Source organism: Paenibacillus sp. LS1, from assembly GCF_026013365.1.
GTDB lineage: Bacteria > Bacillota > Bacilli > Paenibacillales > Paenibacillaceae > Paenibacillus.
Genome location: NZ_JAPDOE010000001.1, coordinates 1,243,754 through 1,258,811, shown reverse-complemented (window position 1 = coordinate 1,258,811; position 15,058 = coordinate 1,243,754). Strand labels below are relative to the sequence as shown.

At 44.6% G+C, this 15,058-nt stretch carries 12 protein-coding genes; 10 read left to right on the top strand and 2 right to left on the bottom strand.

Annotated elements, in window-relative coordinates; all coding sequences use genetic code 11:
* The first annotated feature begins 12 nt into the window (after positions 1 to 12).
* The 4 genes from recN to OM416_RS05400 all read left to right on the top strand — a co-directional run bounded on the left by recN (position 13) and on the right by OM416_RS05400 (position 5,479).
* Complete coding sequence (recN, locus tag OM416_RS05415) at positions 13 to 1,731, top strand: DNA repair protein RecN (RefSeq protein WP_062835260.1); 1,719 nt, start codon at positions 13 to 15, stop codon at positions 1,729 to 1,731.
* A gap of 120 nt (positions 1,732 to 1,851) precedes the next feature.
* Positions 1,852 to 3,180, top strand: coding sequence for a SpoIVB peptidase (spoIVB, locus tag OM416_RS05410; RefSeq protein WP_264927705.1), 1,329 nt, complete (start codon positions 1,852 to 1,854; stop codon positions 3,178 to 3,180).
* A gap of 195 nt (positions 3,181 to 3,375) precedes the next feature.
* Positions 3,376 to 4,182, top strand: a complete 807-nt coding sequence (gene spo0A / locus OM416_RS05405) for a sporulation transcription factor Spo0A (RefSeq protein ID WP_062835258.1) — start codon at positions 3,376 to 3,378, stop codon at positions 4,180 to 4,182.
* Positions 4,183 to 4,522: 340 nt separating this feature from the next.
* Positions 4,523 to 5,479, top strand: a complete 957-nt coding sequence (locus tag OM416_RS05400; RefSeq protein ID WP_264927702.1) for a GGDEF domain-containing protein — start codon at positions 4,523 to 4,525, stop codon at positions 5,477 to 5,479.
* Between the two features lie 266 nt (positions 5,480 to 5,745).
* On the opposite strand, the gene OM416_RS05395 is transcribed toward OM416_RS05400, so the two are convergent.
* Positions 5,746 to 6,549 (bottom strand): hypothetical protein, encoded by an 804-nt coding sequence (locus OM416_RS05395; protein ID WP_264927700.1) that lies wholly within the window; start codon positions 6,547 to 6,549, stop codon positions 5,746 to 5,748.
* A gap of 292 nt (positions 6,550 to 6,841) precedes the next feature.
* On the opposite strand from OM416_RS05395, the gene OM416_RS05390 reads away from it, so the two are divergent.
* From OM416_RS05390 to OM416_RS05370, 5 genes are all read left to right on the top strand, one after another.
* Complete coding sequence (locus OM416_RS05390) at positions 6,842 to 8,716, top strand: AraC family transcriptional regulator (protein WP_264927698.1); 1,875 nt, start codon at positions 6,842 to 6,844, stop codon at positions 8,714 to 8,716.
* A 195-nt stretch (positions 8,717 to 8,911) separates the two neighbouring features.
* Positions 8,912 to 10,885 (top strand): AraC family transcriptional regulator, encoded by a 1,974-nt coding sequence (locus OM416_RS05385; RefSeq protein ID WP_264927696.1) that lies wholly within the window; start codon positions 8,912 to 8,914, stop codon positions 10,883 to 10,885.
* Between the two features lie 159 nt (positions 10,886 to 11,044).
* Entirely contained in the window at positions 11,045 to 12,082 is a 1,038-nt protein-coding gene (locus OM416_RS05380) for an NAD(P)/FAD-dependent oxidoreductase (protein ID WP_264927694.1), read from the top strand.
* Between the two features lie 204 nt (positions 12,083 to 12,286).
* A complete protein-coding gene (locus OM416_RS05375) occupies positions 12,287 to 12,937 on the top strand; it encodes a hypothetical protein (RefSeq protein WP_264927692.1) in 651 nt (216 codons plus the stop codon).
* Positions 12,938 to 13,471: 534 nt separating this feature from the next.
* Positions 13,472 to 13,948, top strand: a complete 477-nt coding sequence (locus OM416_RS05370) for a hypothetical protein (RefSeq protein WP_017687614.1) — start codon at positions 13,472 to 13,474, stop codon at positions 13,946 to 13,948.
* A 118-nt stretch (positions 13,949 to 14,066) separates the two neighbouring features.
* On the opposite strand, the gene OM416_RS05365 is transcribed toward OM416_RS05370, so the two are convergent.
* Positions 14,067 to 14,666 carry a thymidine kinase gene (locus OM416_RS05365; protein ID WP_062835251.1) on the bottom strand — a complete coding sequence of 200 codons (600 nt, stop codon included), beginning with the start codon at positions 14,664 to 14,666 and terminating at the stop codon, positions 14,067 to 14,069.
* A 175-nt stretch (positions 14,667 to 14,841) separates the two neighbouring features.
* On the opposite strand from OM416_RS05365, the gene OM416_RS05360 reads away from it, so the two are divergent.
* Positions 14,842 to 15,054 carry a hypothetical protein gene (locus tag OM416_RS05360; protein ID WP_264927688.1) on the top strand — a complete coding sequence of 71 codons (213 nt, stop codon included), beginning with the start codon at positions 14,842 to 14,844 and terminating at the stop codon, positions 15,052 to 15,054.
* Positions 15,055 to 15,058 lie beyond the last annotated feature (4 nt).

The following is a 15,058-nucleotide window of genomic DNA, read 5'->3' as shown; positions in this document are numbered from 1 at the left end:
GTGTTTTTGCAGATGTTAGTTACTTTATCGATTCGCAATCTGGCTGTGGTGGAAGAAGTGGACGTTGTATTCCATCCGGGGTTTCATGTACTTTCAGGGGAAACGGGTGCGGGTAAGTCGATTATTATAGATGCACTTGGCTTAATTGCCGGTGGGCGCAGTTCAGCGGATCTGATCCGGTATGGATGTGAGAAGGCAGAGATGGAAGCCCTGTTCGAGATGGAGCAGAGTCATCCGGTATGGCAGACGTTAGAGAAGCTGGGAATCCATTGTGAGCCGGAAGAGCATTTGGTCATTCGGCGTGAGCTGAATACGCAGGGGAAGAGTACGTCCCGCATTAATGGGCAATTGGTCAATCTGACGATGCTGAGAGAAGTTGGCGAGAAGCTGATCAATATCCATGGACAACATGAACATCAGAGTTTGTTGCGGGCTGAGAGCCATCTGGGGCTTCTAGACACCTATGGCTCGGAAGTCATCGGACCGATCAAAGCGAAGTACCAGGAGCGCTACAGCAAATTTATCACGGCGGAAAAAGAACTTCGTGCGCTTCAGGAGTCGAGTCAGCGTGCATATCAACTCTTGGACATGTATCGCTTTCAGCTTGAAGAGATTGCAGCCGCAAGCCTTACACGAGGTGAGGATGAATTACTCGGGGAAGAACGGGTCAAACTATCCCATAGTGAGAAAATGATGGACAGTGTTGCTGGTGCATATGATCTGCTCAGTGGTCAACGCGGGCTTGAAGCTGTGAGCATTGCTCTTTCTAGAATTGAAGACATCTCTGGCTACGATAGCAAAGGTTTGCAACCGATTGTAGAGCAGCTGCAATCGGCATTTTATCAATTGGAAGATGCGACATTCCAGTTAAGGGATTACCGGGAGAAGATCGAATTTAATCCCGCAAGGCTGGAAGAAGTGGAGCAGAGGCTGAACCTGATTTCTGGCCTCAGACGGAAATACGGGGACAGTGTGGAACTTATTCTGAGTTATTATGATCAGATTAGCCATGAAACGGACCAGCTGGAGAACAAGGACGAACGGCTGGAGAAATTGCGAGCTGAACGTGACAAAATGCTTAACCTTGTGATGGAGTCTGCTGAAGAACTCAGCAAAGTTCGCAAACAGTGCGCCGAGGAACTTGCTGCACAGGTGGAAAGTGAACTCAAGGATCTGCAGATGGAGAGAACTACACTGCGTGTTCAGATTACTCCATTCGAAGATCCGAAGGGCATTGAATGGAATGGACGCCGAATTCGTCTGAATCGTCAGGGTGCGGACAACGCGGAATTCCTGATCTCACCGAACCCTGGTGAGCCGCTGCGACCACTGGGCAAGATTGCTTCAGGCGGTGAGTTGTCGAGAATGATGCTGGCGATGAAGAGTATCTTTGCACGACATGACCGGATACCTGTGTTGATCTTTGATGAAGTCGATACAGGCGTTAGCGGTAGGGCAGCGCAATCCATTGCGGAGAAACTGTTCCGCTTGTCTTCGACTTGTCAGGTTTTCTCAATAACTCACTTACCACAAGTGGCTTGTATGGCAGATCATCAGTATCTCATCGAGAAACATGTTTACGATGGACGGACGATGACGCAGGTGGAATCGCTGTCAGACGAAGGCAGAGTGAAGGAATTGGCACGTATGCTTGGTGGCGTGGAAATTACAGAAAAAACGTTGCATCACGCACAGGAAATGTTGAATTTGGCGGAAGCCAAAAAAGGGTGAAACGAACGGCTGGCGTAATGATTGACAGTAATAAAAGCCTGGGGGCGAGGTTATCTTATAGGTACGCAATTGGCGACCACCTTTCGTCAAGCGAAAGAAGCAAAGGGAGTGTGACAGCCATTGAATTCCCCCCTCAGGAAGAAATTGCTAGGTCTTTTATTTGCCTTCTTTCTTTGTGTGATTAGCCAGGCTGTTCAGCCTGTGCAAAGTTATGCTTCACTGCCCGATGAATTGCAGGTGTTTGCTGGCAGGCAAGCTGATGTCAGGCTCGCTGTACCCGCTGCTTCCAGCGCCGTTGTAGATCGTCCTGATATCGTTGGTTTGGATGATCAGGCAGCGATGCATGTTACCAGTCAACAACCTTTGCATCTTCACCCCCAACAAACGGGACATGCCAAATTAACGTTAAAGTTGTGGGGTAAAATTCCGGTAAAAACAGTGCATGTGAATGTGATTCCGGATTTGCGTGTTGTACCCGGGGGTCAAACCATTGGCGTCAAAGTTAAATCGGCGGGCATTCTGGTGGTCGGGCATCATCTGGTCCGTTCCGGACAGGATGAGCGCGTATCGCCCGGAGAAACAGCGGGCATTAAGCTGGGAGATCTGATTACGCATATGGATGGTAAACGTCTGGATGGCGTAGCAGGTGTCTCCGAAGCCGTTGAACTTGCAGGCAAAAGTAAAAAAGGCATCGATGTAGTATTGAAGCGTGGTAAGGAAACGGTCAAGACACGATTAACTCCAGCATACGACTCCGAGGATCAAGCGTGGAGGCTTGGCTTGTACATTCGCGATTCCGCAGCTGGTGTTGGCACACTTACCTTCTATGCTCCCGACCAGGGCGTATATGGCGCACTAGGCCATGTCATAACAGACATGAACACACAGACATCTATTGTTGTGGGTAGTGGTCAGATCGTTCAATCCAATGTAACGTCAATTTCGAAGAGTGAGACTGGTGATCCGGGTGAAAAACGTGCTCATTTCCTCAAGGAAAGCAAGATTTTGGGCAATATTGAACGCAATACGGCTTTTGGCATCTTTGGTAAAATGTCCGGAAATCCTGAGCACAGTCTGTATTCGAAAGGCATTCCCGTCGCTTTCTCTCATGAAGTAAAGGAAGGCCCGGCCGAAATACTTACCGTGGTTGACGGTCAACAAGTTGAACGTTTCTCGATTGACATTGTTCATGTAGCAGATCAATCCGAGCCAGCGACTAAAGGTTTGGTACTTCGAATCACGGACCCGAAACTGCTGGATAAGACCGGAGGCATTGTTCAAGGGATGAGCGGGAGCCCCATTGTGCAAAATGGTAAGTTGATTGGTGCAGTTACTCATGTATTTGTCAATGATCCGAAATCGGGTTACGGTTGCTTCATTGAATGGATGTTACAAGATGCTGGCGTGATGATGAAAAAGGAAAACGATAAGAACCTCAAGGCTGGCTAAACAGCCCTGAGGTTCTTTTTTGTCGAAAGCAAACATAATTTATCGGATAATGAAATAAATTATTTATTATATAGGATCAAGAAAAAAAAATAAAGAAAAATAATTTTCGACAGGAGGAATTTAACTTGCTGTGTCGAAAATTTAACCTGTAAGGAAATGTACGAAACGATGTTTAATTTAAAGGAGGATACCGTTTTGCAAAAAATTGAGGTATTGCTGGCCGATGATAATCGTGAATTTACGAATTTGCTTGCCGAATATATATCTGAACAGGAAGATATGGAAGTAACCGGTATTGCATACAATGGAGAAGAAGTACTGCAATTGCTGGAGCAAACTCGGGATGTGCCGGATGTATTGATTCTGGATATTATCATGCCTCATCTGGATGGACTGGGTGTACTTGAGCGCTTGCGCAACCTTAACCTGTCTCCACAGCCTAAAGTCATTATGCTTACGGCATTCGGACAAGAGAATATCACACAGCGTGCCGTGCAACTCGGAGCTTCCTATTACATTCTTAAGCCGTTTGACATGGAAGTGCTCGCGAATCGTGTGCGTCAACTGGTGGGAACACAGACGGCGATGTCCACAAGCAGCGGATCATCCATGTTCATGAAATCCAATGTCGTGCCAATGGGCAAACACAAAAATCTGGATGCCAGCATCACGTCCATCATACATGAAATCGGCGTTCCTGCGCATATTAAAGGATATCAGTATTTGCGCGAAGCGATTACGATGGTATACAACAATATCGAAATTTTGGGAGCCATCACCAAAACACTGTATCCGGCGATTGCCGAAAAATTCAAAACAACGCCGTCCCGCGTCGAACGTGCGATCCGTCATGCCATTGAAGTGGCATGGACTCGCGGTAACATCGACAGTATCAGCCACTTGTTTGGCTACACGATCAATATCAGCAAGTCGAAGCCGACAAATTCGGAATTCATCGCGATGGTCGCTGACAAGCTGAGAATTGAGCATAAGGTAAGCTGAAAGGGTCAGGAGTAGTGATCCGGCAAGGAAAGTTTAGATTAGATTCTAGCCAAATGAATTTTGGCCGCCTATATCTGAATTCGTTCATTTCATGCCGATAAATTTATGTAATAATGCGAGCGAATACCGTCAATTATTGGATTAAAGATATCCAATAATTGACGGTATTTTTGCATAACAAAATAATACAGATCATGGGGATGAAAACTATTTTATATAAACTTTTACCTTCAGTTAACGCTTTTTCAAGTAGAAAGTGGTACGATGTGACCATTGATAAAGACCTACATATATATTTGGAAGTATGGATTAGATGCTACGAATAGAGGAGTAGAATAGTATGTTTACGCAAATAGGCGAGATTGCTGAACCAATTCCTGTAGTACAATCTGATACAAAATGCGATATCGTCTATCATCTTTTCAAGTCCAATCCTCATCTGGAAGGTATAGCTGTTATGGGGGAGAAGGGGGTATCGTTAATGATGCGACCCCGATTCTTTCAGCAGATTGGCACACAGTATGGATATAATCTGTATATGGGACGCCCTGTAGAACTGGTGATGAACACGCAGGCACTGGTGGTGGATTATTCCGAACAGATTACAGATGTCAGTGTTCTCGCCATGGACCGAGATGAAGGGGAAATATATGATCTTGTGCTGGTCACCTCAGGGGAAAGTTTCTTTGGAGCTGTGAGTATTCGACGTTTGCTGCTTGCAGTTGCTGATGTACGGGCCGAAATGGCGATTTTTATGAACCCGCTAACAGGCCTTCCAGGAAACCATATCATAGACGAAAGGCTGTCTCAGGCTCTTCAGTTGGACCATTTTAGCGTACTGTACGTCGATCTTGATCAGTTTAAATCCTACAATGATAGCTACGGCTTCAAAATGGGGGATCAGCTTATTCAGGCGACAGCTAACTTGCTTCGCAAGCTTTTTGTTTTTCCTGAAGCTTTTCTTGGACATATCGGTGGTGATGACTTTATTACGATCCTGAATCACCATGATTACAAACATATTAGTGAGGAAGTCATCTCAGGTTTTGAGGAAATGAAAAAGACGTTCTACAACGAACATGATTGGCTTCATCAATATGTTCTGGGGGAAGGACGCTCCGGGCTGAATCGGCCCATTCCTCTCGTGTCGGTATCGATCGCCGTTGTAACCAACAGCAAGCAAAACTATGAAAACATAGATCAGATAATTGATGAGGCCACACGGATCAAAAAAAGTTGTAAGGCGATTGCCGGAAGCATCATCTGTGCAAATGATACCGTCAGTAATCCGTGTTAGAAATAAGATTACGAGAACGAATAGGGCAGAAGGAACCTGAAGAAGTGAATCTAAAAGCCTTTTGTATGAAAGCTTCTTCGGAAGCCTAGGCTTCGCATGAATACCCATAACGTTAAAATACAGAAAAACCGCTACTTATCAGGAGTTAGTCACCTGTAATAGCGGTTCTATCATTGGATGCGAGTCAAAGATTGTGTAGCGAACGAACGACTTTAACCTTCAACCTCATTATGTATACATAATAATATGTTTGATCAATGTGGTACTCAGACTCGAATATCGACGGATGGATATGAATTAGCAGCAGATGCAGCAGCCGGAGTTTGCAGGCGGTTTCCGGATTCCAGATCTGCGGTTCCGCCATCGGATGCCTTCTCCTTACTTCCCGTTTTCTTTCCCTCATTTACTTCCTGATCTTCTTTCCCAGATGCTGCAGAGCTAGGAGGTTGTACCTTTTCTTTAGGTGCGGGCTGATGGATCTCTTCCACCAGTTCTCCAATCTTCTGGTTGACCTTGTTCAACTGCGCATTAATGTCCTGGACGACCTCTCGCTTTGCCTGAAAGACGGTACGCTCTGCATTTTCCAACATCATTGATTTGCCTGCATCTTTGTCTGCATTGATTTCCAGAACAAGTCGGTCGAAGCGGGTTTCTCCTTCGGTGGTCTGAATGGTGCCCTGCATACGATCACGCAAACCGACTAACTTGCCCAATTGATCATAAGTCTGACTATTCTTAATGAGATGATCCAGTGAAGGGGCTTGTGCCTCGTCGATTGGTTTGGGTTGTTGCTGTTGAGTCTTTTCGGGCTGTCTCAATTTGTTCTTTTCCTGCAATTCTTCAGCTTTAATTTGCGCAATCTGGCTGTCAATCTGGGATATGGAGCTTGTTAAGGATTTAATCCGCTGAGCTTTGGTCTTGGTATCTAATTCGTCATTGGTTTTTACACTTTGCATTTCTTCATTGAGCCGGATCTTCTGCTGCATGAGTCCCTGAATTTCTTTATCCCGACTGGAGACTTGATTCCCGGGAGTGAAACTGCTTTTGGTTGCAGATGAGATTGAATTCATATCCTCTGTTCTCCTTCTACTCTTTATCATGGTTCTATTTACATATATCGGATGTTAAGAGAAGGATTTGAATAGCTCTTTTTCGTCTGAGTGCATTCAATTACGTCGGTTGTATTGCGTACTTCATCATAATAATTGATAATGGTTATCAATCAGTGAGTGGAAGTTCAGACACAATCTATGTAGACGGAGATGGGTTAGCAAAATGTGGAATGATTATTATATCCTCTGGAACTATGCTGCTGTGAGTATAATAGATATCCGTTACATGGAATTCGGGGCATATGAGGAGATGAAATACAAATTTCCGACAAGTACTTTTGTACTCACCATTCAAGGTGAGGCTGGAGTGACGATCGACAACCAAACGTATGAAGTGAGCCGCTTTTATGTTCTCCATGGGGGAAAAGGGAGTAAGTTGGGTATTCAAGCCGGCGAAGCCGGATTGCGCTTATATTATTTGATGTACAAAGCGAGTCTGCCTAGTGGAGGGAGAAATGATCTGGGAAGGTTAATGGAGCGTACCAATCCGTTCCAATTGAACTATGGGTTTACCCCCGATATGCCAACCATTCTATATGAGCAATTGAAGCAGATGCACTTTTTGTGGGATCAAAAGAACCCCATTCAGCACTTTCAGGCCAAGAGTTTGTTTTATTCTTTTGTGGAGCAGATATCATCACAGATTCCTCGTGTATCCAATCGCTATCCGAGTACTGTGGATCAGGTCAGCAAAGTCATTGAAATTGTAGAGTCATCATACAAAGAGCCGCTTACGCTGCATGGTTTGGCAGAAATGATCGGCTCCAGCCCGAGGAGTTTGTCACGAAAGTTCAAGCAGTCGACGGGATATAGTCCTATCGACTATTTGATTCAGTTTCGTTTGTTCAAAGCCAAGGAGATGTTGTTACAAACGGACGCCACATTGGATGAGATCGCAGTCGGCATCGGTTACCCTGATGGATATTATTTGGGTCGTATGTTCAAAAAACATACGGGTCTTTCTCCTCTACAATTCAAAGAAAAGACCTCAGCACCGCTGTGTTGGCCTGATTTGACATCAGGCGTGGCGCGAAATGACATTTTCAGAGGAGGAAGTGGAAGGTATGTTTATACTGATGGTGATAATCATTATCAATATAAGCATGGAGGGTCAATAAATATGAACAGACAGACAAGAACGGGAATGCTGCTTAGCATTTTACTAAGTCTTACTTTACTGCTAAGTGCCTGCTCAACAGGTGTTACCAGTAATTCGAGCGGGGATGCATTCGGAAGCAAAAGTGCGTCAAGTTCCACAAACACAGTAACAGCGGATAATCAAACCAAAACATCTGAACCACGCACAGTCTCAACGGTGAAGGGAGATATAACAATCCCCGCTGAACCTAAACGGATTGTGGTTGACTTGTATCTGGGAAGCCTGATTGCCCTGGGGATCAAGCCTGTGGGTACACCCGAGATGAACCTGAAGAATCCTTATTTTATCGAATCACTTGAAGGCGTGCAGAATATTGGTGAATATGAGACCATCTCTCTGGAAAAGGTGTTGGAGCTTGAACCGGATTTGATTGTGACAGGTAATCCTGATTTATTTGATTCCTTTAGCAAAATTGCACCTACCCTGGTTGTTCCTTATGGGGAATTGAAAAACACCCATGAAGAGATCGTCTACTTTGGAGAAGTGCTGAATAAAGAAAAAGAATCCGAGGCATGGTTAGCTGATTATGACGCAAGAATTGCAGATGCCAAGAAGCGCGTTGGTGAGGCGATTGATCCCGAGGCAGAAGTATCGGTCATGCAGTTTTATGATAAAGGACCATTGGCCTTTGGTGATAATTTTGGTCGAGGAGGTCAGGCAGTTTATAGCGCTCTTGGTTTGAATCCTCCTGCAGATAAAAAAGAGATCTTAATGAAGGATCAACTGGTTGAAGTTTCATCGGAAGCGATTCCTGAATTTGCCGGAGACTACATTATTCTAACAGCAGATAATCTGACCCTCGAAGAGTTGAAAGCCAAACCGGTCTGGAGTTCACTGGATGCGGTTAAGAATGATCGAGTGTTTATCTGGAGCCCGGATCGTTCATGGTACTTTGACCCGATTGCAACATTGGATCAGACCGAGGAATTGGCCGCGTGGTTTACGAAGATATCTGGACAAAAATAAATGTAGCCTGCGCTTGATAAGATAAAATCCAATTCCAGCCCAAATTACAGTTGATAATGAAAATTATTATCATCTATAATGAAAGGAATATTAGTGAACCTCTGCTACGCATATGTTATAAGAATGTTCGGCAGAATGATGACCTTTACTTCGTAAGGTCTTTGTTACGGGGGTGCTGGGATTGGAGAGTATTCGATGCAATTAGACGAACAGATGAAATGCTGGAATCATGCCGCTGTTAAGGTTCTGGATATACGGCGGATCGTTATGGAGGCAGGCGCACAACTGAGTTCCTATACACTTCCAGCAAATGGTTTTATATATACGATTCGAGGAACGGCTCAACTTCAATTGGATGGACAAACATACAAGGCAGAGCGATTTTACATGCTTCATGGGGCGAAAGGATCTTCACTGGATATCCAAACCAACGAAGAATTCGAATATATTCTGCTCTATTATAGAGCATTCCTTGCCTTTCCTAGTTATCGCAAAAAGTGGTTATTGGCACAGCCTGAGGTTGCACCGTTCTCTTTGCAATATGGATTTACGCCAAGTAGTCCACTTGGACTGTTACGTTACCTTGATGAGCTTGAAGGTGCATGGGTACAATCTGGCAGTCTGGATCTGCTTCATACGAAAAGTTTATTTTACCAATTCATTCATGAAATGATGGTTCAGCTGGCAGAGCAGGAGATCAAAACAGAGCTTGCTGATCCGGTGAAACAAACGCTTCGTTATATACAGAACCATTACAGAGAACAGGTCACGCTTGATTTCCTAGCTGAACAATTTAACTATAGCTCCCGGCATTTATCCATGCAATTCAAACGACAGACGGGTTACAGTCCGATTGATTATTTAATTCAGACCCGAATCGCTAAGGCTCGCAATCTTCTTTTGCGATCGGATGCAACGCTGAGTGAAATTGCAGCAGAAGTGGGTTATTCAGATGTGTATTATTTTAGTCGTATTTTCAAAAAACATGTGGGGATCTCTCCGATACAGTATCAACGAAAGATGAGAGAAGAAGCGAGAACAGAGGATCGTCCATTGGTAATCTCTGAATCGTCCATTGGCCCGAGGTGGAAGTCGAGATATATTGATTGTGAGAATCATTATCAATATATAGACGGAGGGTCTACACCAATGAAAAGAAGAAAAACAAGTTCCAGTATGATCATGGTTGCATTATTGAGCATAACGATGCTCCTCGCAGCCTGTTCTTCAGGTACAGCACAAACACCAGCAGCTGGCGAAGGAACGGGTGCCAGTTCCAATAACAGTAGTACGGCAGTGTCATCAGACACAGGAAGCCAGACGAACAAAGACAATGAAACACGCACAGTCTCAACGGTTAAGGGTGACGTAGTTGTTCCAGCCAATCCCAAACGGGTTGTTGTATTGTATCTCCAGGGGGATGTCGTTGCGCTTGGAATTAAACCAATTGCTACATCTGAAGTATTCAACGGGGCTGCCTACAAGAGTGAGCTTGAAGGTGTAAATTCACTAGGCACCTGGTTCGAACCGAATCCTGAAGCTGTCATTGACCTTGATCCGGATCTGATCATTGTTCCTTCAGAAGAGACGTATACGTTGTTAAAGGATATCGCACCTACGGTATATATTCCATACGAGAAAATGACAACAGAAGAAAGGCTCCAGAGTATAGCGAGTGTTTTTGGCAAAGAACAGGAAGCTGAGACATTAATCAATAATCTCAATAGCAAAGTCGAAGAGAGTAAGCAAACACTAGCAGATGCAGGCATATTGGACAAAACGGTTTCCATTGTGGAGGGCGGTTTGAAAGGTATGGTCGTTGTAGAGAGCAAGCAGTATGGCCGAGGATCTCAGGCACTATATGAATACTTGGGGATGAAAGCACCTGAAGTGGTACAAAAGAAAATTGATGTAGTTTCGGAAGCTGGAGGCTCCAATTTATCCATGGAAGTACTGCCTGAATATATCGGGGACTACGTGTTTCGTTCGGTGTATGAAGGGGCTGATAACCTTACGGATGATCCAATATGGAGTAGCATCCCGGCTGTTAAAGAAGGTCGCCTAATTGAGATTGATTTTGATTTCTTCTACTATTCAGATATCTATTCAGTCAATAAACAACTTGATTTTGTCGTTGAAAAGCTGTTGGCGGCTCCAAGAGCGCAATAGTTAAGAGCGGAGTTGTTCGTAAGATTTTTGTACAAGAAATGTTTGTTTTTTAGCCATTGTAATTTGATAAGATTACCATTACACTAGGATTTAAGTGATAATGAGAATCGATATCAAATACTCGATGTTCTGGATCGAATTAACGGAGGTATTTTTAATATGAATCAGCAGTTGGAACTTTATGATGTAACCATTATCGGCGGTGGCCCAGCGGGCATGTACTCTGCCTTTTATAGCGGCATGCGAGATATGAAGACCAAGTTGATTGAGGCACGTGACAGATTGGGAGGTCGCATGCTCTTTTATCCGGAGAAAATGATCTGGGATGTCGGGGGTGTGACGCCAATTCTGTGTGAAGATCTGATTAAACAATTGGAAGAACAGGCACGAACTTTCGAGCCAACCCTTGTATTTGAACAACAGATCGAAGGATTTGAGCGTCAACCTGATGGCACGATTCTGTTAACTTCTGCAACAGGTGAGCAACACTGGACACGTACCGTCATTTTGGCAATCGGATACGGTATATATAAAATGGCCAAGCTGGAGCTTGAAGGTGCAGACCGTTATGAGGTTAGCAATCTGCACTATACGGTGCAGGAACTCGAGCCATTCCGTGGTAAGCGCGTGCTGATCTCGGGTGGAGGCGACTCTGCTGTAGACTGGGCGAATGAACTGGAAGCACTGGCAGATCAAGTTACGGTTGTGCATCGTCGTGACCGCTTTGGCGGACTAGAGCGTAATGTACTGCGTATGAGAGAATCCTCTGTAGATGTCCGTACACCTTATGCGGTAGAGACCCTGCATAGTTTGAGTGGCGATGTGATTGAACAGGTGACCATTTCACACGTGGACACAGGCGAAACTGAACTGCTTGAAGTGGATGCTGTCATTGTAAACCATGGCATGAAGAGTGATTTTGGTCCAATCCGGGATTGGGGACTTGATCTTGGCGAATGGCATGTTACGACGACAGAGAGATTGCAAACCAATATTCCTGGCGTATTTGCCGCAGGCGATTTTGTAGATTATGGTAGCAAACTTTACCTGATTGCGGGTACTTTCACTGATGCAGCCCTCGCGGTAAACAGTGCGAAGCTTTACATGGACCCTGAAGCGGAGAAAGTGGCTTATGTTTCTTCCCATAACAGCCGCTTTAAGGAGAAAAATAAAGCTCTTGGTGTTGTAGAAGAATAAAAGTCTGCATTTGGATACGATTAAGATGACTTTGGGTTCATTCCGGAGTCATCTTTTTTTGCATAAAATGGGTACTAAGAAGGCATAATTTTACCAGAACTAACGGCTTCCGAATTGAATATACACTACCAAATGTCTATAATAAGCCTGAGAAACTTTAGAATGACAACTATTATATAAATAGATGAGAGTGGAGTGCAGCGTATGAAGAAGGGTTCACAACCAAAACGAGGCTTCACCTTCATCCAGCGGTGGTTCAAACGACCTGATAAGAAAAAAATCAAATGGTCCGAAATGTACCTGGCACTTGCCGGTGCACTTCATCGCTTGTTGGTTGAAGGGCGGCGTGAACGTTCAGCAGCCAAACGGTTGCATCAGGACTTGCCTATCAACGCATTGGGAGAGATGAAGCTGGAGCCCGGGGACATCGTGTACACGCCAAGCTCTGAATCCACCTATTACGCCGGACATATGGGTATTATCGGTCTCGACGGCAAAGTGTATCATGTGCACCCATACGGGCCTGTATTTGCTGACTCATTAGATTGGTATCTCACACGTTTCTATGAAGGAGATCGCTTCATTGTATTTCGTTCCAGACTGAATGAGGCAGGCATGAAGGCAGCCGGATGGGTACAGGACCATTACAAGCAGGTGAAATTCTACCGTTTGCAGACTAATCTGCACAGCATTGAGCGCAACTATTGTTCCAAGTTTATATACCAGGCCTATCAGTTCACATCCGGACTGGACCTGTGGAGCCGCAAATTTACCCGAATGAATCAGGGATATATCTATCCTTTTCGAATTGAGCGCTCACCAGAGCTGGACGTTCTGGGAACTTTTTATAAATAAGGTTGGAACCGACTGAAATGCTATTCTTCCGAAAGTAAGGAAAGCAAGTTATGTCGGTTTTTTTTATATGTGTAGAGATTAAAAACAGGAAAAACGCTCAAAACGTCGAATAGATTATGAGATAGGCATGCACAACTTGGAATCGTATACATAATACAAGGCGCGATGATTTTTAGCCAAGAGAGAAAAAACGACTACGAAGTAGGCGAACAAGAAAGAGTGAAGCGAGATGAAATGGCCGGGCTTCTTACACCGATTCCGACTAAACAAAAACGTAGTGAAGCTATCGGACTACACCCCAAAAAAGGAAAGGAGGCACTACTGTTCCATATGTAAGAAAAACGTTAAATCGGTTGTGCATTATGCGGCTCCACAGGGAAATGTTTCAGGTGTATGCAGTTCCTGTAAGACTTTGGCGGATGAACGAGGAATGTTCCCCATTTAATAAGAAGAGATGCGCTCAGGAAATAACAATTCTTTGATTTATGCGCGTTTTTGTAGTACATTAGCAAATGTATTCGAAGGAGGATTCTAATGTACTCAGGTAGACAAGACGATACTTTATACATCATGACCTACACCTTAAACAGCGGTATCAAGGGTACGGTTCCACTGTCTAATAAGCAGATTATTGAGTGGCTGGATTGCTACAGAAATGAGAAGCGCTTCGTGACCGAAATCGGCAAGGAGTTTTTTGGATTGAATGCAGGATTGGTAGCAGACTTTAAAGTTCAGAATCATTTATCGGATTATCAGCAGACCATTATGCCTACACAGCAGCAGGATAACCTGGAACGCTTGTCCAGTGCTTATAAATCAACCGAGTTATTAATGAAGATTGATTGTAAATGCGGCACGGCTTACGTGACGGAATCTCCATATAAGCGCACGAAATGGTACTGCACGAAGTGTAAAGAGATTGTATTTTTGGATGCTAAAAAAGGAATGGTGGAAACGTCGCGTGGTGACGCTTACTACATGACCAACAAATATTTTGTTTCCCGAGACTAGCGGGAAGTGATCCTGTAAGCATCGCTGCAAAGCGGTGCTTTTTTGTGCATTGGTTCACTGCGACAAACAAAAAAAGCCCAAAAGGGCTTTTTGGAGGATCTCAGAGATCTCTTAGAAATTATGATGAACATTCAACTTTGTGAGGAGGAATGAAGCAGCAACGACAGCGTGGCTCGTAAGCTTCTGAATCGCCAATCATGACCACCGGACCCAAGGTAACGGGCTCCCCATTGACGATACGTTGCGTAAAGGCAGCATCCGGGCTGCCACATACGGCACAGAAAGCCGAGAGTTTCTCAATGTCATCTGCCATGGCGAGCAAACCGCCGACATATCCGAATTCCTTACCACGGTAATCCATATTAAGTCCGTCCACAATGACATGTTTACCACAATAAGCTAGCTCCGAGACGAGTTCCATAATGGCACTGCTGAAAAATTGTACTTCATCAAATGCAACAACATCAGCATCTATGGTTTGGTTCAGGATCATTTCTACGGATTCCGGAGTTAATTGCCGGGGAATGGAATGGGCAGGGAGTCGATAACCAATTCGGCTCACGATCTCGTCCTGGGCAAACCGATCATCCTCGGCTGGTTTGTAGGCCACAACCTTTTTACGGCCAAATTGAATTAATTTCTGACAACGGCGAATGAGTTCACCGGATTTTTCACTGAACATGGGTCCAGTAATTACGGTAATACGTCCTGTTTGCACGGTGCTGCTACTCCTCTCACATACGGGATTCAACAAAAAAAGCGACCATTACAGAGTACCACAAAATCTTTGGAAAGAGCCAGAACTAATCTGTGCAGCTTTGTGTTACTATATGGATTGTTAAGCTATTGGTTCCGGCAGCTGTTAGTAGGAGTTATGAAAAGAGGTGTTTACGATGAGTGAAGCATTAACATCACTTCAAGAGCGATATGAAAGCTTGAAAGAGCAGGCATCTCTGGATGAAGCGGCGCAGGCCTTATTTGCAGAACTGTTCGCAGAAGCGGAGCGACTGCAGGCAAGTAACCTGACGTTGCGCAGAACGATCTTAAAGTCTTCTTCCAAAGAATCACGTATGTCTACCAAACTGCGGGATGCCTTATACGAATGACCCG

What these genes read in the sequence shown, in the direction of transcription:
- OM416_RS05380 (WP_264927694.1), top strand. Translation starts at nt 11,045, where the DNA reads ATGAATCAGCAGTTGGAACTTTATGATGTAACCATTATCGGCGGTGGC.
- OM416_RS05385 (WP_264927696.1), top strand. Translation starts at nt 8,912, where the DNA reads ATGCAATTAGACGAACAGATGAAATGCTGGAATCATGCCGCTGTTAAG.
- recN (WP_062835260.1), top strand. Translation starts at nt 13, where the DNA reads ATGTTAGTTACTTTATCGATTCGCAATCTGGCTGTGGTGGAAGAAGTG.
- OM416_RS05390 (WP_264927698.1), top strand. Translation starts at nt 6,842, where the DNA reads ATGAAATACAAATTTCCGACAAGTACTTTTGTACTCACCATTCAAGGT.
- OM416_RS05400 (WP_264927702.1), top strand. Translation starts at nt 4,523, where the DNA reads ATGTTTACGCAAATAGGCGAGATTGCTGAACCAATTCCTGTAGTACAA.
- OM416_RS05360 (WP_264927688.1), top strand. Translation starts at nt 14,842, where the DNA reads ATGAGTGAAGCATTAACATCACTTCAAGAGCGATATGAAAGCTTGAAA.
- OM416_RS05375 (WP_264927692.1), top strand. Translation starts at nt 12,287, where the DNA reads ATGAAGAAGGGTTCACAACCAAAACGAGGCTTCACCTTCATCCAGCGG.
- OM416_RS05395 (WP_264927700.1), bottom strand. Translation starts at nt 6,549, where the DNA reads ATGAATTCAATCTCATCTGCAACCAAAAGCAGTTTCACTCCCGGGAAT.
- OM416_RS05370 (WP_017687614.1), top strand. Translation starts at nt 13,472, where the DNA reads ATGTACTCAGGTAGACAAGACGATACTTTATACATCATGACCTACACC.